This window comes from Providencia alcalifaciens, assembly GCF_915403165.1.
In the GTDB taxonomy this organism is placed as follows: Bacteria; Pseudomonadota; Gammaproteobacteria; order Enterobacterales; family Enterobacteriaceae; genus Providencia; species Providencia alcalifaciens_C.
Genome location: NZ_OU659204.1, coordinates 3,413,526 through 3,433,912, shown reverse-complemented (window position 1 = coordinate 3,433,912; position 20,387 = coordinate 3,413,526). Strand labels below are relative to the sequence as shown.

At 42.9% G+C, this 20,387-nt stretch carries 16 protein-coding genes; 6 read left to right on the top strand and 10 right to left on the bottom strand.

Annotated features, from left to right (window positions below; translation table 11 throughout):
- Window positions 1-38: 38 nt before the first annotated feature.
- The 5 genes from ugpA (at window position 39) to LDO73_RS15615 (ending at window position 4,745) form a co-directional block, all read left to right on the top strand.
- Window positions 39-926, top strand: a complete 888-nt coding sequence (gene ugpA / locus LDO73_RS15635) for a sn-glycerol-3-phosphate ABC transporter permease UgpA (RefSeq protein WP_224059255.1) — start codon at window positions 39-41, stop codon at window positions 924-926.
- On the top strand, window positions 923-1,768 hold the full coding sequence (gene ugpE, locus LDO73_RS15630; protein WP_224059253.1) for a sn-glycerol-3-phosphate ABC transporter permease UgpE: 846 nt from the start codon (window positions 923-925) through the stop codon (window positions 1,766-1,768). Before ugpA ends, ugpE begins: the two co-directional genes overlap by 4 nt.
- A gap of 2 nt (window positions 1,769-1,770) precedes the next feature.
- A complete protein-coding gene (locus LDO73_RS15625) occupies window positions 1,771-2,841 on the top strand; it encodes a sn-glycerol-3-phosphate import ATP-binding protein UgpC (protein WP_224059252.1) in 1,071 nt (356 codons plus the stop codon).
- A complete protein-coding gene (ugpQ, locus tag LDO73_RS15620) occupies window positions 2,838-3,581 on the top strand; it encodes a glycerophosphodiester phosphodiesterase (RefSeq protein WP_224059251.1) in 744 nt (247 codons plus the stop codon). Before LDO73_RS15625 ends, ugpQ begins: the two co-directional genes overlap by 4 nt.
- A 207-nt stretch (window positions 3,582-3,788) precedes the next feature.
- Window positions 3,789-4,745, top strand: coding sequence for an Rpn family recombination-promoting nuclease/putative transposase (locus LDO73_RS15615; protein WP_224059250.1), 957 nt, complete (start codon window positions 3,789-3,791; stop codon window positions 4,743-4,745).
- A 71-nt stretch (window positions 4,746-4,816) separates the two neighbouring features.
- Here LDO73_RS15615 and pta read toward each other — a convergent pair whose 3' ends face one another.
- From pta to LDO73_RS15595, 4 genes are all read right to left on the bottom strand, one after another.
- Complete coding sequence (pta, locus tag LDO73_RS15610) at window positions 4,817-8,050, bottom strand: autotransporter Pta (protein ID WP_224059249.1); 3,234 nt, start codon at window positions 8,048-8,050, stop codon at window positions 4,817-4,819.
- Between the two features lie 474 nt (window positions 8,051-8,524).
- On the bottom strand, window positions 8,525-9,895 hold the full coding sequence (locus LDO73_RS15605) for a class-II fumarase/aspartase family protein (RefSeq protein ID WP_224059248.1): 1,371 nt from the start codon (window positions 9,893-9,895) through the stop codon (window positions 8,525-8,527).
- Between the two features lie 11 nt (window positions 9,896-9,906).
- On the bottom strand, window positions 9,907-11,463 hold the full coding sequence (locus LDO73_RS15600; RefSeq protein ID WP_224059247.1) for a PTS transporter subunit EIIC: 1,557 nt from the start codon (window positions 11,461-11,463) through the stop codon (window positions 9,907-9,909).
- Window positions 11,464-11,745: 282 nt separating this feature from the next.
- Complete coding sequence (locus tag LDO73_RS15595; protein ID WP_224059246.1) at window positions 11,746-12,486, bottom strand: MurR/RpiR family transcriptional regulator; 741 nt, start codon at window positions 12,484-12,486, stop codon at window positions 11,746-11,748.
- Between the two features lie 271 nt (window positions 12,487-12,757).
- Between LDO73_RS15595 and LDO73_RS15590 the strand changes: the two genes are divergently transcribed.
- Entirely contained in the window at window positions 12,758-13,633 is an 876-nt protein-coding gene (locus tag LDO73_RS15590; protein ID WP_224059244.1) for an SEL1-like repeat protein, read from the top strand.
- A 109-nt stretch (window positions 13,634-13,742) separates the two neighbouring features.
- Here LDO73_RS15590 and LDO73_RS15585 read toward each other — a convergent pair whose 3' ends face one another.
- The 6 genes from LDO73_RS15585 to LDO73_RS15560 are packed head-to-tail and all read right to left on the bottom strand — an operon-like array spanning window position 13,743 to window position 20,383.
- Complete coding sequence (locus tag LDO73_RS15585) at window positions 13,743-14,231, bottom strand: hypothetical protein (RefSeq protein WP_224059242.1); 489 nt, start codon at window positions 14,229-14,231, stop codon at window positions 13,743-13,745.
- A 13-nt stretch (window positions 14,232-14,244) separates the two neighbouring features.
- A complete protein-coding gene (locus LDO73_RS15580) occupies window positions 14,245-14,937 on the bottom strand; it encodes a hypothetical protein (protein WP_224059240.1) in 693 nt (230 codons plus the stop codon).
- 12 nt (window positions 14,938-14,949) lie between these two features.
- Window positions 14,950-16,503 (bottom strand): formylglycine-generating enzyme family protein, encoded by a 1,554-nt coding sequence (locus tag LDO73_RS15575; RefSeq protein ID WP_224059238.1) that lies wholly within the window; start codon window positions 16,501-16,503, stop codon window positions 14,950-14,952.
- Window positions 16,493-17,728: an ABC transporter permease gene (locus LDO73_RS15570; RefSeq protein ID WP_423810860.1), complete on the bottom strand. Its 1,236-nt coding sequence runs from the start codon at window positions 17,726-17,728 to the stop codon at window positions 16,493-16,495. The genes LDO73_RS15575 and LDO73_RS15570 overlap by 11 nt, the downstream gene beginning before the upstream one ends.
- Entirely contained in the window at window positions 17,709-18,401 is a 693-nt protein-coding gene (locus LDO73_RS15565) for an ABC transporter ATP-binding protein (protein ID WP_224059234.1), read from the bottom strand. The genes LDO73_RS15570 and LDO73_RS15565 overlap by 20 nt, the downstream gene beginning before the upstream one ends.
- Window positions 18,401-20,383: a vWA domain-containing protein gene (locus LDO73_RS15560; RefSeq protein ID WP_224059232.1), complete on the bottom strand. Its 1,983-nt coding sequence runs from the start codon at window positions 20,381-20,383 to the stop codon at window positions 18,401-18,403. Before LDO73_RS15560 ends, LDO73_RS15565 begins: the two co-directional genes overlap by 1 nt.
- Window positions 20,384-20,387 lie beyond the last annotated feature (4 nt).

Sequence of the window (20,387 nt, the reverse complement as noted above, 5' to 3'; positions counted from 1 at the left end):
GAGGGGCGCTGCATCACATCTGATTTATTGGGTTGCTTATGTCATCATCTCGTCCCGTATTTCGCTCCCGCTGGTTACCTTACGCGCTAGTACTGCCACAGCTCATTATTACGGTGATTTTCTTTATTTTGCCTGCTGGGCAAGCGCTCTGGTATTCATTACAAAGTATTGATCCTTTTGGTTTATCCAGTGAATTTGTGGGGTTAGAAAACTTCACTCAACTCTTCAGTGATAGCTACTATGTAGACTCTTTCTATACCACGATGATTTTTAGTGCTTGGGTGGCGGGAAGTGGTCTACTGATCTCCCTTTTTTTGGCTGCATTGGTTGACTATGTGATCCGAGGAAGCCGTTTTTATCAAACTCTTATATTGCTACCTTATGCGGTAGCCCCTGCTGTTGCGGCGGTTTTATGGATGTTTTTATTTAGCCCCGGTAGAGGATTGATAACTTATGGTTTGGAATCCATTGGCTATGACTGGAACCATGCACAAAATAGCGGTCAGGCGATGTTTTTAGTCGTCTTAGCCTCAGTTTGGAAGCAAATTAGCTATAACTTTTTATTTTTCTTTGCGGCATTGCAGTCAATTCCCCGCTCTTTAATGGAGGCTGCGGCTATCGATGGCGCAGGCCCGATCAGACGCTTTTTTAAGATCTCATTACCACTGATTACCCCCGTGAGTTTCTTTTTACTGGTAGTGAATTTGGTGTATGCCTTCTTTGATACTTTCCCGGTAATTGATGCGGCAACGGGTGGGGGGCCAGTACAAGCGACGACGACGCTGATTTATAAGATTTACCGTGAAGGTTTTTCAGGGCTCGACCTCTCTTCATCCGCAGCGCAATCCGTGATTTTAATGGGCTTGGTGATCATCCTCACGGTGATTCAATTCCGTTTTATCGAGCGTAAGGTACGTTACCAATGATTGAGAAAAATCGTGGGCTGAGCGTATTCAGTCATTCAATGCTGGCGATGGGGATTTTAGTGATTTTATTTCCGCTGTATGTGGCCTTTGTTGCCGCGACACTTGATGATAAAGCGGTTTTTGATACCCCCATTACCTTGATACCCGGTTCTCATTTATGGGAAAACATCCTTCATATTTGGAATAACGGCGTGGCAGCGAACAGCGCTCCATTTTGGTTGATGTTAGTGAACAGCACCATTATGGCGTTGGTGATAGCGATTGGAAAAATCACGATTTCGATGTTATCGGCATTTGCCATCGTTTGGTTCCGTTTTCCGTGCCGTAGCCTGTTTTTTTGGATGATTTTCATCACGTTAATGTTGCCTGTCGAAGTGCGAATTTTTCCCACGGTAGAGGTGATTTCTAACTTAAACATGGTGGATAGTTACGCAGGGCTAACTTTGCCGTTGATGGCATCTGCTACGGCGACCTTTTTATTTCGCCAATTTTTTATGACGTTGCCGGATGAACTGATAGAGGCGGCACGTATTGATGGTGCTTCACCAATGCGATTTTTCATCGACATTGTGTTGCCGTTGTCCAAAACAAACTTAGCGGCGTTGTTTGTGATCACGTTTATTTATGGTTGGAACCAATATTTGTGGCCGATCTTGATCGTTGCAGATCCCAGCTTAGGAACCGCAGTTGCGGGTATAAAAGGCATGATCGCATCGGGTGAAGGTACGACTCAATGGAATCAAGTGATGGCGGCAATGTTGCTCACGCTTATTCCACCGATTCTTGTGGTATTAGCTATGCAGAGGGCGTTTGTGCGTGGCTTGGTCGATAGTGAGAAATAACCATGGCAGAATTAAAACTTCAAGCCGTCACTAAAAGTTGGGACGGAAAAAATCAAGTGATCAAGCCGCTTACAGTGGATGTGGCGGATGGCGAATTTATCGTGATGGTCGGGCCTTCAGGGTGTGGTAAATCCACGCTATTACGTATGGTGGCAGGGCTAGAAGAAGTGACGAGCGGGGATATTTGGATTGACCGAAAGCGAGTCACGCATCTAGAACCCAAAGAGCGTGGCATTGCGATGGTATTCCAAAATTATGCTCTTTATCCTCATATGAGTGTTGAAGAAAATATGGGATGGGGGCTAAAAATTCGCGGATTAGGTAAAGAGATTATTCGTCAAAAAGTAGCGGATGCGGCACGAATTTTAGAGCTTGATGGATTATTAAAACGCCAACCGAGAGAGCTTTCCGGTGGGCAACGTCAGCGGGTGGCAATGGGACGCGCCATTGTGCGTGACCCTGCCGTATTCTTATTTGATGAACCGCTTTCTAACCTCGATGCAAAATTGCGGGTACAGATGCGTCTTGAACTACAACAGCTCCATCGTCGCTTAAAAACAACCAGCTTGTATGTGACTCACGATCAGGTGGAAGCGATGACCTTGGCGCAGCGAGTGATGGTGATGAATAAAGGCGTTGCGGAACAGATTGGCTCCCCAGTTGAAGTGTACGAGCGTCCTGCCAGCCGTTTTGTCGCGAGTTTTATTGGCTCTCCTGCCATGAATTTGCTGGAAGGAAAACTGAGTTCGGATGGTGCTTGCTTTGAACTTGGCGGCGGAATGCAATTACCGTTAGGTAGAACGTATTTACAGTGGGTAAGGCATGCGCTAACGTTAGGTATTCGACCGGAACATTTACAATTAGGCTCTGAATCATCCGGGGGGATCCCGCTGGTAGTAGAGACCCTTGAAATGTTAGGCGCTGATAATTTAGCGCATGGCCAGTGGGCAGGGCAAAAAGTGATTGTGCGCCTTGGGCACGAGCATCGCCCTCAGATTGGTTCCACGTTATGGCTTCATCTTCCTGAAGCTCATCAGCATTTTTTTGATACTCAATATGGACATCGTTTATGAATCTTTGGCCTTATCCTAACATTGTCGCCCATCGTGGTGGCGGTAAATTAGCCCCTGAAAATACCCTTGCAGCGATTGATGTTGGGGCAAAATATGGTCACACCATGATTGAGTTTGATGCCAAATTATCCCGTGATGGTCAAATTTTCCTTCTACATGATGATACCCTTGAGCGCACGAGTAATGGGCATGGGGTTGCAGGGGATTTTGACTGGAGCCAGTTAGTCAATATTGATGCCGGAAGCTGGTATAGCCAAGAATTTGCCAACGAGCATTTGCCGCTATTATCGCAAGTGGCTGAGCGTTGCCAACAACATCGCATGATGGCGAATATTGAAATTAAGCCAACCACTGGCTTGGAGACGGAGACAGGAACCGTGGTGGCATTAGCGGCTCGCCAACTCTGGCAAGGACAAACTGCACCGTTACTTTCTTCATTTTCCATTGAATCCCTTGCAGCGGCTCAAGCCGCAGCACCTGAATTGCCACGCGGTTTATTACTGGAGGAGTGGCGCGAGGATTGGCGTGAACTGACAACACGTTTAGGCTGTGTCTCTATCCATTTAGACCATCTCTTATTGGATAAAGCTCGGGTCGAACAATTGAAGCAAGCGGGCTTATATATTCTGGTGTATACAGTGAATGACCCCGAACGAGCGAAATTATTATTAGAGTGGGGCGTTAATGCAATTTGTACTGATCGTATTGATTTAATCGGTCCAAATTTCCCCGCAGAGTAAATTAAAAAATCTTTTTATTTTGAATGACACCTCAATGAGCAATACGCTGATTAAGGTGTTTTTTTGTGGCTAAAAAAGTAAATAATTCGATTAAAAGTAATGAGTTAGACTGTCAAGTCATTCTCGTTAATTAGGACTAACTTTTTCTCACGCTCCCCAAAATATTGGTTAGTATCTCGTCATCTTCCGAACCAAGATGAGGCCAAGATGGCGACCCAATCAATTGTAGCTCCTCATGATTCAACCTTTAAAGGCTTTATGAGCAAAGTGGATAATGCGCGGGATTTTTTTGAAGTCCATCTTCCTCATCGCATTAAGCACCTCTGCAATTTTGATACCTTGAAGTTAGCCAGCGCTTCATTTGTGGATAAAACGCTGCGCTCTCGTTTTTCGGACATGCTCTATTCCGTGCAAACGCTCAAGGGTAAAGGGTATTTTTACTTTTTAGTGGAGCACCAATCTTCCCCCGATAAGTTGATGGGCTGGCGGTTGATGCATTATGCATTTTGCGCGATGAATCAACATTTGCAGCAAGGGCACCAAACCCTGCCGATGGTGGTTCCCATCCTGTTTTATCATGGGAATCAATCCCCTTATCCCTATTCCCAATCATGGACGGATTGCTTTGAGTGGCCTGATTTAGCGCATAGTTTGTACTTTAATCCACTGCCTTTAGTAGATGTCACAGTGGCAAGTGACGATGAACTTGTGAATCACCGAAAAGTCGCTGCGATGGAGTTAGTTTTAAAGCATGCATCTCTACAGGGTGACGTATTCGGATTATCGGAACGATTGGTTCAGGTACTCAACAATAATCAAAATCATCAAGATGATGTTATTTTGGTTATTAATTACCTCTTTAGCGTTATGGACACACCTGCTTATACCCATATAGTAAAAAGGTTGGTTGAGCGAACAGAAGAGCATCAGGAGACCGTGATGAATATTGCACAGCGATTGAGAAATGAAGGAATGGAAAAAGGAAGGGAAGAGGAACGAATAATTAGTCAACAAAAACTAGCGAATGAACGTCAACACCATCAACAACAAATAGTACTAAACTTGCAACAGCAAGCTGTAATGAGCTTAAAGTTAGGTTTGAGTGTCGATATTATTAGCCAAATTACTGGGTTATCTCCCTCTGATATTCATGCGCTTCGCTAATCAGGATGAAAATAATAAAAGTTGGGCTCCTTAAAGACAGAGCCCAACATTTTTACAGACTCAAAGTGTGATTAGAAATTCACTTTCAGTGTTGCATTGATACCACTAGAACTCACATCGCTGTTGTACTGACCTTGGTAAGAAACGCCGAAGGTGGTTGATTTATTCAACTGAGCATCGACACCTAAGCCTACACCGAATAGGTTATCCAGTTTTCCACCACGTAAAGTCGCTTCACCGGAATTAGACAAGTACAGTTGAGCTTCTGGACGGTTATCGCCAAACAGGTGGCTTGCAGAGACATCACCTTTCAGAGCCATGTTGATGCTGCCAGCAGTGAATGGATAACCACCACGTAAACCAACAGTACCCACTTGGATATCTTGATTATCAGTTTTAGTACTGAACTGCATATTGCCGACTTGCTCATTGATACTGTCTGTTGAAACATGTAGCCAGTTAAATCCAGCATACGGTTCAATAGAGTATTTATCATTATTCAACTGGGTATAAGCGCCTTCCAAGAAGAACTGAGTGATTTTTGCATCATAGCTGGTGGAGTTAAAACCTGACGTTTGTCCGACCCATAATGTGCGTTTTGCATCACGATCTTGGTTAGTGTGAGTAATACCATAGTTTACTGCGGCTACATCCTTGATGTTGGAAACACCATACAGACCAACATGGAGGTCATTGCTGTCAATTTTTCCGTATTCGTGAGCTTTATATTTGGTTGAACCCGCACCGAAGAACAGACCTGCTTTGGTATTTTCAGTGACATCAATTTCTGCGCCGACTAATCCTGCGTAGAAATCCACGTCCATATTGCTATAGCCGTAGTCCAGATTGCCCCATTGACCGACGCCAGTCATCCACATACGAGCGTTACTGTTTTCGAGGTTAGCATAGCGGCCATGACCGACACCAATAGCCTGATCTTTCACGGTACGCGTTAAGCCTAATACGTTCACCACACTGGCAGTATTTGCATTTAGTAGCATATCGCTACCCAATGATTGATAGGTGCTGCTCAGGTCATTTGCGCTCATTGGCAATACGGCATCAAACAGTTGGCCTTTTGCATTACTGTCTAATGTATTTGCAATAGCACGACCATTTTCATTGTTTGCGAAGGTCGCTAAAGTCGTATCGTCTTTTTTGCTAATTGAGCCTGTAATCGTATTATTTTTTACAGAAACATCTTTTTGGAATAATGCGTAATCATCCGATATCGCATTATTTGGCGTTGCTGCTAAGGCTTTAGCTTTTGCACGGCTATCCACGAGATTATCTGCATTCACTGTACCTTGAACGGTATTACCATTTAGATAAACATCTTTTAATTGGCCGACATCACTTGCGGCGACATCAAGTTGAGCACCTTGATTCAAAGTCAGATTACCGACATTCGCATTGTGACCCACAGCGACCAAATACGTGCCTTTATCATTGATATTGATGTTGGCTTTATGACTTTGATTGGACGTCAGCTGGCCTTTTTGAGTGAACGTGTCGTTATAGTGGTCGATCACACTGATTGCACCGCCGTTCACATTCACATCTGCAGTACCGAAAGATTCAGTGAAACCATACAGCGTGCCTTGTTCAACGGTAGTGCCGCCACGATAAGTGTTATCACCAGTCATGACTAAAGCGCCTTGACCTTGTTTCACTAATGTACCGTCATACAAGCCGGCATCAATTTTGGCTTGAATAGCGTCAGCGCGTTTTTGGTAATACTCTTGACGCCATTTTTTAGCATCATTGATATCGACAATATGGGATGCAGGGTCTGGATTGCCATCGTTGACAACGAAATTATCACCTAATTCGTAATTTCCTCCCGCATCGATACCATTGTTTTTATAGTCAGTTAACCATGCAAGATCCTCGATTTCACGCTGATCTAACGCTGCTTGGGAGATATCGTTGGTCCAAACATCAAGTGGAGTAGAATCTAAGTTATATTCGAATTTACCTAAGAATTGACCCGGGCCGTACATGCCTTTTTCTAAATCTGGTGTACCCCAGCCGTAACGATCATCGGGTACGCCATCTGCAGAAGTCCAATTGTTATACAGGGAACCATCAGGATTGTAGCGATTGGCGGTAGTAAACATAACATCGCGAACTTGCAGAGCATTCATGGATTGATAACGCGACATCAATACGCCCATAGCGCCTGTGACATGTGGCGCGGCCATTGATGTTCCGCTGAAAGTATCCCAACCCGGATTACCGTCTGCGTCGACAACGGTTGAATAGATATAGCGGCTTGGTGCAACGACAGTCCACCATTTAGCATTGCCTGCTTCGTTGAACATACCTTCTAGTTCATAGCCAGTTTTAGCTGCATTTTGTTTTAATCCTGCAACCGCAATCCAGTGTTTTTCAGCTTGAGGATTAAAATAAGGGTAGAGAGGACGATAGTATGGATTCGCAAAATCACGGTTACCGGTGGTAAAGACTTGAACTACATTGGTGCCTTTTACTGCATCATAGGCGGCATCGACAAAAGAAGGTTTGTCGCCATACACTTTTTTGAAATAGAAATATTCGTATTCAGTTTGCTGAGTGGTATCAGCAGGTAAATGGACGGTGGTATTGCCTCCGTCAGGACCGGTTGTTTTTACTGTGTTAATAATCCGTGTATTGGTACCCCAGCTGTTATTAATGACTTGAGCTCCGTCATCGACCATCGCTTTCCAGCCAGTGTAAAAATATTGATAATCTTGATAAGGACCGTAGTTATTACTGTCTGTTGCGCCAGTATTGCCGATATAAACATCAGACCCCCAAGCAACACCGTGCATGCCATTACCATCACGGTTTGCCCCAACCGTACCGGTAACATGGGTTCCGTGGGTATCATTCACGCCTTTGATCCAATCTCCAGTCACATCGAAAGCTTGACCTTTTTCATAGTTTCCACCCATTTCCTGTGGATAGCGCATACCAGTTGAGCCATATTCACCTTTGGCTTTTACCGCATGGAAGCGGGATCCACTGAGTTCCTTGTGACTTAGCAATGCGCCAGAGTCCATTACGCCAATTTTAGCGCCTTGCCCATGATATCCCAGTGCGTAAGCACTGGAGGCATTCATTGCCGCCAGTCCCCAGTCATTTTTATATTCTTGGCTTTCCCAGCTATTTTTATCACCGAGTTGCCCTGTTTCAGAGTAAGCCAGTGTATAGCCGGAAAATAACAGCGCTGAAGTAATAATAGAGAGCTGAAAAATATTTTTATTTATTGCAGCTTTATTTTTATAACGAGAAGGTGATGCGAATTTATGTGCTTTGTTCATTCTGATACCTTTGTTATCAATCAAAAAACATCATTAAGAATCGAAAACAGAATCGCAGAGATAATCTGTGTTTTATAAAAATAAATACTTGAGCACCATCTCAAAATCTTTTTATTTATCGAAAAAGTAGATTTATTGACTGGTCAATCACACCAAACGCAGATTAATAGAACGTGAAAAGAACAAATTAAATGACAGTTCTATGTGGGGAATTAAACTAATTTTTGCTTTTAAATACAGGAATTAAAATTTAGATAAATTTATTGAGAATAAATCAGATGTGATAACAAATTCACATTATTTATTAACAGCCATTCTTGCTAATTATTTTTTAGGTATTAATAACTAATTTAAAGTAATGAATTATTTTTCTATTATTTAGCGATATTCATATTTTTATAACCAAAAAAGCCGCCATTGTTTTCAAATGACGGCTTTAAATGACGGATTTAAGTTAAATTATTAAGCTAATAATTACTTATAAAGCTTTTTAATTTCTTGGGCTGCAGCTAAACCACGTTTCGCTTCTTTTTCTGCAATCTCAACGGATAAACCAATATACGAGCGAGGGTCGAGCATCGCTTTGATTTCGTCATTGCTAAATGCAGCTGTAATGGTTTCGTTCTTGGTGAGGTTAGTGTAGAAATCCTCGCCATCCGCTGCGGTTTTGATAGCTTCTTCATACAGTAATGAGTGCGCCTTATCTTTACCTAGCTTCTCAGCCATTTTCATCATCACGTATTCAGTATTATCTAACCCTTTATTTCTCAGAACGTTATGCAGCATTCTCTCTTCGTGAGGTACCAGAGTTCTCGACAGCTCTTCGGTTCTTAATAAAATTTCAGTGGTCAGTTCCAACGCTTCTTCGATAAGCCCATCGAATAACATATAGGAGCTGCTATCACCTTCATACGGCCTGACGGCAGAATACATCCCTACACTCGGTAACGAATACAGTTTTTGGGAGTTAGCAATAATCCCTTTCGCCAGTTTCGGGTTGATTTTGTGTGGCATGGTGCTGCTGCCCACGGTACCTTTGGTGAAGCCTTCAGACACTTCCGCTATTTCTTCCAGCGTCGTACTGTAAACTTCTTCCCCGATTTTATGGCAGATATTCGCCATCAGCGCTAAGTTCGCCATGTACTCTAATTTATGGGTGCTTAGGTTACGAGATGGCACTTCCATCGCATGCATACCCGTCAGTTCAGCAACGCGTTTTTGCACTTCTAAACCAATCCCCGGCATGGAGTTAAACGCACCCACAGCGCCGCCCATCATGATGGTAAATACGCGCTTTTCACACTCTTTCATACGCTGGTAGCAGTCGATAAAATCGCTGATCCACACGGATACTTTGTAACCGTAAGTAATTGGGATAGCGTGGCGTCCATGGGTTCTGCCTGGCATCACCATATGCTTGGTTTTTTCAGCAAGACCCGACAGGTTTTCGATGATCTCACTTAACAGCAACATAAATTTATTATGTACCGTTTTCATCATGTACAACTGCGAGCTTTGCTGAATATTTTGGGTAGTAATTCCGTAATGGATGTATTTACCACTCTCTTCAGAACACGCATTCACCAAGACTTTTAAGAAGGGAACGAAGCCATGCCCAATTTTTTGGTAAATGCGGCTCATCTCTTCAAAATCAATGTTCTCAATAACCGCTTTTTCTTTAATTTCATCGGCCGCTGATTGGGGAATGAACCCCGCTTCAGCCTGCGCTTGAGCTAACATGGATTCAAACATCAGCCAAGTATTGTATTTGGCCTCATCCGATAACAGGGCTTTTATACCGCGGTCATCGATGGTTTTACTCTTAGAATCATATAAGGCTCTCATCATATATCCTTTTATTTCTTCATGAACTCATCAACAGCGTTGCGAACAAATTCAACTTTCGGTCCATACACTACGTGGACGTGGTTTGCCGATGGAAAGAAGAATGCGGTACATCCTGATTCCAACATTAAATCTTTATCAATTTTATTCACTTCTGCGACATCAATACGCATACGGGTAATACAGTTATCTACGTTACGAATGTTCTCTTTACCGCCTAAGGCTTCAACGAGGATCTCAGCGATTTCGCCATAACGTTTTTCTTTAATTAACGTATTTTTCAGGTTGCTAGACTCTTCACGACCTGGGGTTTTGATATCAAATTTAATAATCGCCCAGTAGAAGATAAAGTAAGTCACTACCGCTAAACCACCGCCAATCAGGACTAAGAATATCCAGTTAGTGTGCTCGTACAGCAGGCCGAAGATAGTGAAGTCAAACACGGTTCCACGGATATACCCGATAGCAACGCCAGCGAATGACAACAACACTGCACCAATACCGACGATGATGGCGTAGATTAAGTACAGCAGCGGTGCGATAAACACGAAGGTAAATTCGAGCGGTTCGGTCACGTTACCGAGCATCGCGGTCAATACCATGGTCACCAACATCGATTTAACTTCAGCGCGGTTCTCTTTTTTCGATGTTTTATAGATAGCTAATGCAATGGCAGGGAACAGGAACAGCGTTACCAGCATTTGTTGCTGTGCCATAAAGCGCGTCAGGCTTGGCATCATTGCCCAGTATTCACTACTTGGACCTTGCTTAAATAACACTTCCGTTAAAGCTGGAACGACACCGACAAAGGTCTGTCCATCAATAACATAGGTACCACCAGCTTCGGTAAATCTAAACAGAACGTTCCAAACGTGGTGTAACCCGAATGGAATAAACAGACGTTCACCCCCCGCGGTAAAGAACGGACCGACAGGACTGAGGAAGACGGCGGAAAGCTTCATTAAGCCTTGCACTAATACTTCCCAGATAAACGGTAATGTTCCACCGACCATGATCATTAAACCGACCATGATAATTGCGACTGATTTTTTACCCGAGAAGAAGGCGAAGGCAGTTGGCAGCTCGAGGTTATAGAATTTATCGGTGGCCCATGCACCAATTAACCCTGTAATAATCCCCCCAGCGGCACTGATGTTTAAGGTTTGAATACCTAAAACCTTAATCTGTCCCACTTGACCCATAATCGCTGGATCCGCCAGTTTACCGGTGAGCACCAACCAAATATTCATGGTGATGATCAACGAAAGGTAACCGACAACAGAGGCGAAGACCGCGATCCCCTTATCGCGCTGGCTCATGCCGTAGGCAACCCCCATGGCGAACAGTAATGGGATGTTGTCGAAGATAACGCCCGCAATAGAACGGATGCTGACAAGTAATGCGTTAACGGTTTCATTGCCGAGGAAAGGGAATCGAGCAATCATGTAGGTTTGAACTAATGCACCACTGATCCCCAGTATCATACCAATTGGAGCCAGAACCCCGATCGGCAGGAGCAGTGTCCTACCAAAGCGCTGGATTGACTCACTGAATTTTCTTTTAGCCATATTTTTTCCTAATGACGAAGAATTATTGAAATTAACTGGAATACTAGCACTGGGTTTTTTAAATGAAATGATGTTACGGTTTTAAATATTATCTCAGGTCACAGATTAAGACCTAGGTCATTAAAATTAAATAAAGCTTTAAAAAACATATTAATAATGATTCTGTCATCAATGTGTTGATAGTTTTTTAAATAAATAATTATTTGAAGAATAACAAAATTAATTGAATGAAAAACACTCAATTAACCTTAAGTTAAATAAATAAGGTGATGGGGAGTTTATTTACAGCAGGTTTTCCAATTCATTAATTAACAAATCCACCAGAATGAAAAATCCGGTTCTGGATTTGGAATCATCCCGTTTGGTGTCATAGCTATCCGCGAAGCAGAAAAGGGTGTTATTGGCGTAGGCGGTGAGTTCATTGGTGTGAAAGGCGGTCATACTGATGATGTTAGCCTCTTTCAATTGCACTATTTTAGCGGTTTCTATGATTTTCTTGGTTCCGCCAGATAACGAAATAAAAATGACTGTGTCATTTTGGTTAACTAGACGAGTAAAAGAGTCGGAGAGATTATAGTCGTTGATAAAAAAACAATGCAATCCAAGAGAGAAAAGCAAGTGTTCAAGATAATAACCGACGGCTTTACTCGTGCCCCGCGCGACTAAAAAGATATTACGGGAGCCGTGTAATGTTTTCGCACAGTCGCGAATTTGCTCTTCATTAATCAAGGTGAAGGTTTTATGAATATTATTTTCAAGCTGCTTTTTATACGACGCAGGGTTGTTTTTTTCCGCTTTATTTTGCGAAAGTATATGGCTATTAATTTGAAACTTGAGTTCTTTAAACCCACTAAAACCTAATTTCTGGGATAAATTAATAATGACAGTCTTAGAGACAAACGTTTTGGCGACTAATTCATTAATATTTAAGTAGGGAATATCGGCAATATTATCGGTAAGATATTTTAATACTTTTTTTTCACTGACGGTTAAGTTGTCATAATTTTTTAGAAAGTCCAGCATATCCCACCTGATCAATAGAGTCTCAAAAGCCCATTTTAGTCTGGGTTCGTGTGTTGTTTATGATGATACCGACACAGTGAAGTGAGCCAAAGCTCAATAAGCTTGATTATACGTTAAAGCCGTATTTTATGCAGGTTTTCTGAGTGATTTTATGAGTTGAAGATTTTCATTCCTATGCACGTAAAAATGCCACTGAAGTGAGCTCATCGTGTTATGGTTTTATCTTTCAGGTATATTTAAATCCTTCTATTATTTAACGGATGAGATAAGTATGAAAACCTATTCACTGTCTTTTTTATTGTTTGCTTTTTTTGCCGTTACGGGCTGCCAAATGAATTCTGAAAAGTCGGAATCTATCTCGCAATATAACTTTGGTGTTATGTATGAGAAAGGCGTGGAAGTAACACAAAACTATGAAACCGCAAAATACTGGTATGAATTAGCGGCAAAACAAGGTAATTCTCACGCGCAATATAATCTTGCTATGTTGCATATTAATAAAAAAGTGAAGTCACCTGATTATCAGCAGGCCAAATACTGGCTTGAATTAGCAGGCAAACAAGGTGATGCGGAAGCTCAATATAATCTTGCCGTCTTGTATACAGAGAAAAGCTGGGGATTCCAAGATTTTCAACAAGCCAAATATTGGTACGAGTTATCTGCTAAACAAGGTTTTTCTCCTGCACAGACCAATCTCGGTACACTCTATGTTCTGGGAACGGGGGGGCAACAAAACTATGAGCAGGCAAAATATTGGTTTGAATTAGCGGCTAAGCAGGGAGAGCCTCGCGCGCAATCTAATCTAGGCATACTGTATGAAGATGGAAAAGGCGTAAAGCAAGACTACGAGCAGGCCAAATACTGGTATGAATTAGCCGCTAATCAAGGTTTTCCAGATGCGCAAAATAACCTTGGCTCACTGTATGACAATGGTTATGGTACTCAACAGGATTATAAGAAGGCTAAATATTGGTATGAATTAGCCGCGAAACAAGGGGATGCGGCGGCACAATATAATCTTGGTGTGATGTATGAGAATGGACAAGCTGGCGGAAAAAACAAAGCCCTCGCCAAAAGCCTTTATAACAAAGCTTGTGAAGGGGGAATTCAAGAGTCATGCGATGCATACAAACTGCTTAATAAATAAAATGTGGGCCCTGTAAATAATTCTGTGTAACTCTCTATTTTAATTTTTAGGGATACTTAGGTCGGGAAGTCAACATGGCCACCCGACCTAATGTCTAACATCTTGAAACTTAGTTCAAATCTAAATCTTTTTGCAAATCTAAAACTTGGTTTTTTAAACTCTCTAGTTCGAGTTGTTTTTGCATCACTGAACGGTCTGGCGCGTTCTGATTTTCCTTCATTTTTTGGTCAATAGAATTGATTTGATTTTGAATACTCTTACTGTTTTTAGATTTGGCTCTTGCTTGATTTAACAAGTTATTGATTGATTTATTTAACGCTTGCTGGCTTTTTTGTTGGCTTTTTAAGTCTGCATTGGTTTGGCGCTTTTCATTTTCAATCGCAGCAAAAACAGCTTTAAATTCGCTATTTAACACTTTCTCGTGTTCAAGCTTTTCCTGTTTTAACTCAATCCGCTTATCGTAAGTGCCGGAGTATTTGCAGTTAAATTTAGTAATAATATTGACGTCACCGGTTGTGGGGTCGCAGTTTTCTACGTTAGTCGCACAACCCGAAAGAACCAATACTGAACCTAATGTGATTAACGGTAATAGCTTCAAAATATGCCCTCAATTAGCTGATTTTAATAGCAGTACGCTGAGAATACAGGCTATCTAACTCTTTTTCTAAAGATGAAACTTGCGTTTTCATTTCTGCAATTTGCGTATCTAGCTGCGCTGTTTTCATGCCTTGTGCCGCACTCTTCTCGGAAATTTCTTTCCACTCTCTTTGACGTTTTTTCATGTCAGTCAGGGATTTTTGTAATGAGGCAATGTTGGCATCAACACCTTTCAGTTTTTTCTCAGCCGCTTTTTGGTCTAAACGTTTTTGCGCAATATCTTGGTTGATTTTAGCCAACTCGCGTTTGTCATCAGCAATAACGGATTTTGCGGTACTGGATGCACTTTTTAGGCGTTGGTTTTCTTGTTGAATATCCGAAATCATGGCATTTAACTGCTGCTCTTTGTTTGAATATGTTTTACGCTGGTTATCAAGGTAAGCGTTCGCACCGACACCAACACCGCAGCCCACAACTGCCGCCGCAATCATACATCCCGTTCTGTTTTTGCTATCTACGGCTAAACACGCGAGTGCACCGACTGCCGCTCCACCCATACATGCCGTGATCCCAGATTTACTGAAAAACTCAATGTCCTCATTTTGAGATAAACGCGGGTCAACATCTGGGTTTGAGCGAGTTGTTTGACATCCGGTTAATACCATAGTGATTATCAAACAAAACGTACCTATTAGTTTTTTATTCATTTAGCGTAATTCCTATTGTTGTTTTTTACATGTTTCAAGCCATTCATTTCTTGAAACTTTTCCATTCTTCCAATAACCATCTAAGTTTGAAACATAAGCCGAGAGGTAGGTCTGTAAATTTGATTTTCCTCTGGCCTCCATCATCTGTTTAACAATGTTAACTTGGGACTTCACTAGGGCGGAATCATAGGTTGTGGCCATATCGACTAAGGTATCAGCGTAGTAATTCACGACAAAATCCAACGCTTTTTTGTGTTCTTCAAGTTGTGATTTGCGTTTCTCGCAAGTGCCTTCGGCGGCATTGGCAGCACAATTTTTGTCATATAAGCCCGCTAAGCGGTCATAAAATTCGCCATCATCTTTGAGTTTTGTGCACAAAAATGCGCCTAACTGTAATGAGGTTCTGACAGCTTGATCACGCTGCTCATCCCGCAGTTGGGCATTCGCTTTAAGCTCATCTTTTAACTGCGTTAATTGCAGCTTGATAGCTTCATCCTGCACTTTTGCTGAAATGGCGCTTAAATTGTTGAGAGAGCTATTTTGTGCCTGTGGTTGGCCCTTTGCTGGCGATGAACCTGAGCCTAATTTGAGCCACTCTTTTTCAATTTCTTTAATCCTATCTCTTGAGGTCAAGGTTGGTGACACGATAGCAAGGCGAAAACCGGTATACTTATTCTTGGTTGGCCCTTTATCGGTGTAATAAGCTTCTTCTTGTCGCCAAGCGCTGCGGATATCGCTTTCTGGGGTTAAATAGCTTCCACCTCGCACGATAAATCCACCGGCTTGCCCATGTTGGCGGTCCAATTTATTGAGTCTAAACGGTTCGAACATCATCTCGGAGACGTTACCCAACATATCGTGCAGCCCTAATGGATTCGGTTGCAGCAAGCCTGTGAGTTGCAAATCTCCATTGGCAGATTGTGTGCCCGCTGACCAGACATAGTTTCGAATGCCTTCAGGCATAGGGAATCGGGTATCACGAAAATCTGATGCTGAAACTGATAGCCCACCCCTTGCGGTAAACTCCCATTCTGTTTCCGTCGGGAGACGAGCAAAGCCTTTCGCTCCATCTTCGACTGGCAGGGCACTTGGATGTTTTTCACGCAACCATAGGTTGTATTTGTCTGAAAACTGCATTGCGTCATACCAACTCACATTCACTTTCGGTAAACGCAATTTATTGGATGGGGTTGGGCACTCTTTCCCTTGCAGCGTATTTTCTAGCGCGGTGTATTGGAGATCAGTGACGGGGTATTTCGCCATCAGGAAATAACGGCCTTTATTTTTCTCAGTAAAACTCCCCGCAATATGTTCGGTTCGAGTTTGTTCTAGATAGCCCCAATCATCCCCTTCTTGGCCTAAAGTAATATTGTAATCTTGCAAAGGTTGATTCACGGGAATAGCCACTTTACGAAAAACCATACTGCCTTCACAGGGGAATGGTAAGACAACATCATCCGGTAACGCCTTCGGGTTAAAGAATTTATCTTCCCACGGCGCGGCATAAATATTTCCGCTGTGCAGTAAAACGAATGACAGTGTGATTAATGCTATTTTAGATTTCACGTAAACTCTCCGCAGGTTGTATTTTCACTGCACGTAACGCCCCAATGCCTGCAACGCAGAGCGCGATAAATAACGCAGTAAATAAAGCGATAAGGATATTGATTGGCTCAAGTCGGCACACAAAGGCGTTTTGAGGCAATTGTTCGCCCAATAGGCCAGTAAATAGATAGCTGCCGATAAGGTACAGCAAGAAGCCAATAAAGAAGGCGATAGTGGTTAAGAGCAAGGCTTGGATGATGATATAGAAGGTCACGGCCAACTGGTGAAAGCCCAGTAACCGCAATACGGCCATGTCTTTGCGTTTTCTATCGATATTTGCCAAAAAAGCGCCAATGAGAGATGCGATGCAGCCAAATAGCGAAATCCACATGATCACAGAAAAGATAATATTGAGTACGTAGGTGATGGATTTGACGGCGTCAATCTGGCTTTTTTGTGTTATTACTTCAATATGTTGCTGATTAAACCAGTCATTGATAGGGGCTATCCCATCTAAACTACTGGCGTAGATGCGGGCCTTTGCAAAGCTTTCTCTGACTTTGGGGTTTTCGCCTTCCGTGATATTAAACTGAGGAACTTGGTAGCCATCTCGGTAATCTTCCATAGCAATAAGTACGGATAACGGCACAAAGGCGGCAGGGCGAGAAAACTTGGCGTCGCTAATAATATCAATCACGCGAAAGGGCTGTTTCACTCGCTCGTTGGTATTACCTCGTTTGCGAGTAATTACCAAATTCACGGTATCACCTTTGTTCGCACTTAATTTTTCAGCGGCGCTAGTGGAGAGTACCAGCGTGTTTTCTTCAACCGGAACAATCGCATCACTGAGCAGTGGGTCGCCTTTGGCGGTGGGGATAATTTCAGCGTTAGACACAAAATGTTGGCTATCGGCAACAAGGTCAGCTTGAGTATTTAGACTGCGAGTTTGTGGGATCACAAACTGAATATCAGGGTGTTGTGATAATTCAGCAAACCACGATGGCGGGTAGTTGCCATTCCCAATCATACGCACTTCTAAGTTTCGTGGATCGTTAAGTAATTGGTTATGAAGCTGCGTGATAATCCCGTTTTTTAAGCCAAACAGCAGTAACAGCGGTGCAATGACCGATGTTAATGAGAAAATAATGCACAGGGCGACCTTTCGGTCATGGAGTAAATCTTGCCATGCCAATCGAGTAAGTAATGAAAACTTCGTTTTTATGGCACTATTTTTGTCTAAAGACACTACCATTCCCTTCTAATTCGGCATGATATTGTGTAAAGCCAAACTGTTCTACCAGCGTCCAGTCATGGCTAACAATAAGCGCACTCAGGTTTAAATCTTTCACCATTTCAATAATTAATGAATACAGAGACTGAGCATTGAGCGGATCAAGTGCTGCTGTGGGCTCATCAGCAAGTAACAGGGTCGGTTGATGAGCGATGGCTCTCACAAATGCCACTCGCTGGCGCTCACCGATAGAAAGCTGATGGGGATAATTATTGAGTAAATGACGTAATTGAAGGTGGTCAATCGCAAAATCTAACCAGTCTGATTTTGCGGGTAATGACAGTATGTTTCTTGGTAAAACAACATTTTGCTGCACGGTTAAATAAGGAAGAAGCCCGCCATTTTGCAACACAAAGCCAAAATGTTGTGCTCGTAACTGCGCTAAAAGCTTGGCGTCATCATGCAGAACCGCTTCGGTAATATTAAGCTCATAGGTCAGTTGGTAATGGGCGAGTTGATCGGGCTGAAGGATCAACCCAATCATTTCTAATAATGTGCTTTTCCCACAGCCGCTTAGCCCCGTTAATGCGCATACATGACCCGGCTCTAGTGTGAGAGAGGGAAGGGTGACATGAAAATCACGTCCCCCATCGTTTCGTGTCAGTGACAACTGCTCAATGTGTAACATTAAGGGAGATTTTCTAAAGGTACAGGGTAAACATAGTCACGGGGATCGCTATTCGGAGCTAGCGGGATCCAACGGTCAACATCTTCATTATAACGTTGATAATATTGAAGTTTAGTGTTGAGTCGGCGAATAAATTTCTCCTGCTCTAGCCCATCCCAGCTTTTCCATGTTTCTTCATCTAAACCAAGAACTTCACTGAGATAGGGTAGGTTTTCGACATATTCGCCCAGTAATCCCATTTCGCTGAGTTTAGTTCCAGAAGCTTGTTTGATCTGTTTAGGATCATTACCCATTGTAGCGGCGATAGAACGCAAGTTTTCAAACATGTTATCCGGTGAAATCATGCCTTCATTGGCTGCATTCACAATTTTCTTCATGACTTCGCTGAGGTCACTCAGTTCACTTTTTGTCAGCAAAACTTGGACTTCAGTGGTTGGTACATTCTGTTTCAGCACATCACGGTCGCTGATCCATGCTTTAAAAACACTCGGCGCTTTGGTGCCTTGTTTCTCACCTAAATAAGCAAGGCGCATGGCATACCCAAGATCATGGGCATCGGACAGAATCGGCTTGGTGTCTTTATCGTTGCCGTAATTAGGATCGGCATTTAATGCGCTCCCAATGCCTTTTTCGCCACGATAAGCCATCTGAATTTGAGAGGTGATTGCGGACGAAAGGCTGTCGACCATTTTCCCAAAACTCGCAATATCACCGGAGTTAATCGGGTAATAAAGGGGTTTATGGATATACGGATTCAATGTTAAAGCTTCATATTGTGCCTGTGCAGAAGCATGGTTTTTACTTCCTGAAGGCGTTTTTAAATGCAGTGTATACAGTGCCACGCCGCGGTAAGCGGCTTCTTGGCGAATTTGCTCAGCATCTAATTTTGTGGATGATAGTGGATCATCCGCAGGTAATGCCCCTGCATCTGTAATGAGAATAATGTAGCGTGCCCCAAAACGCGTCCAATCAATTTTATCCAGCGCCATCATCACACCTGCGTAGGAATCTTCATCAAATCGGCTGCTGGATACTTTGGCTTGTTTTAACTCTTTCACTTTTGCAAGAAAATCAGGCCCATCTTTCACATCATTTGGGTTCACATACATTTTCGCATCATATTCCAAGCCCGGAACGGCTTTGATATTTGAGCGGAATGCCACTAAACCAAACTTAACGTTATCTAAAAGATGGTCTTTTTCGACTTGTACATACACTTTTTCAATGGCTTCTTTGGTACGGTCGATATAAGGATCCATTGAAATGGTGGAGTCGATTACAAACACAACCGCAGCAGAGAAGCCTTGCATCATCTGCTCTTGATCCGCGGTAGATGCAGCATTTGCTGGCGATGTTTGAGCTGATGCTGCTTGGGATGATGGCGTTGAAACTGACGCCACTTCCAGCATTCTTACTTTGTAGCCCGCTTCCGTGAATGCTTCATCGGATTCTAGGACGGGCAGAAGATAGAAATTCTTTTTCTGATCGACAAAGTTATCAGGCTCACGGGCAAGTACCGCCGGATTGGCTTTCTTCTTCGTCACATCGGCCAGTAGGGGATTGTATTTTGTCTCTGGTTTATCCGAGTTTAAAATTCCCTCAAGGGTCGCTTTATCTTTCAAAAATAAGGTCGGATTGCGCCCTGCGGGGTTGGTCATCGCGAGCGTTAATTGCATTTTCCACTCGGAAGTACAATCTGCTTTCATCCAGCCACTGGTTTTCCCGAATTGGTCAGGTCCCACATGTAGCCACTCTGTTGCGCCTTGAGTTTGACGCTGGTAGACATAAAAGCGACTGAATGCCGGCTGCTCTTTACCTTTCGTGGCGATTTTGTCGGAAAGTTCACAACCGGGGTAAGTTAAAACCCGCTGATAAAGTGTTTTCTTACCGGCTTGCAGCAACGGTTTTTGTTCATCCGCATAAGCGGCGCTGCTCAATATGCTGCTTCCGAGTAAAAAGCCTAACCATAGAAACTGTTTCATTTTT

Bases quoted from the DNA above. Each gene is read 5' to 3' on its own strand.
- ugpA (WP_224059255.1), top strand. From the start codon at position 39: ATGTCATCATCTCGTCCCGTATTTCGCTCCCGCTGGTTACCTTACGCG.
- ugpE (WP_224059253.1), top strand. From the start codon at position 923: ATGATTGAGAAAAATCGTGGGCTGAGCGTATTCAGTCATTCAATGCTG.
- LDO73_RS15625 (WP_224059252.1), top strand. From the start codon at position 1,771: ATGGCAGAATTAAAACTTCAAGCCGTCACTAAAAGTTGGGACGGAAAA.
- ugpQ (WP_224059251.1), top strand. From the start codon at position 2,838: ATGAATCTTTGGCCTTATCCTAACATTGTCGCCCATCGTGGTGGCGGT.
- LDO73_RS15615 (WP_224059250.1), top strand. From the start codon at position 3,789: ATGGCGACCCAATCAATTGTAGCTCCTCATGATTCAACCTTTAAAGGC.
- pta (WP_224059249.1), bottom strand. From the start codon at position 8,050: ATGAACAAAGCACATAAATTCGCATCACCTTCTCGTTATAAAAATAAA.
- LDO73_RS15605 (WP_224059248.1), bottom strand. From the start codon at position 9,895: ATGAGAGCCTTATATGATTCTAAGAGTAAAACCATCGATGACCGCGGT.
- LDO73_RS15600 (WP_224059247.1), bottom strand. From the start codon at position 11,463: ATGGCTAAAAGAAAATTCAGTGAGTCAATCCAGCGCTTTGGTAGGACA.
- LDO73_RS15595 (WP_224059246.1), bottom strand. From the start codon at position 12,486: ATGCTGGACTTTCTAAAAAATTATGACAACTTAACCGTCAGTGAAAAA.
- LDO73_RS15590 (WP_224059244.1), top strand. From the start codon at position 12,758: ATGAAAACCTATTCACTGTCTTTTTTATTGTTTGCTTTTTTTGCCGTT.
- LDO73_RS15580 (WP_224059240.1), bottom strand. From the start codon at position 14,937: ATGAATAAAAAACTAATAGGTACGTTTTGTTTGATAATCACTATGGTA.
- LDO73_RS15565 (WP_224059234.1), bottom strand. From the start codon at position 18,401: ATGTTACACATTGAGCAGTTGTCACTGACACGAAACGATGGGGGACGT.
- LDO73_RS15560 (WP_224059232.1), bottom strand. From the start codon at position 20,383: ATGAAACAGTTTCTATGGTTAGGCTTTTTACTCGGAAGCAGCATATTG.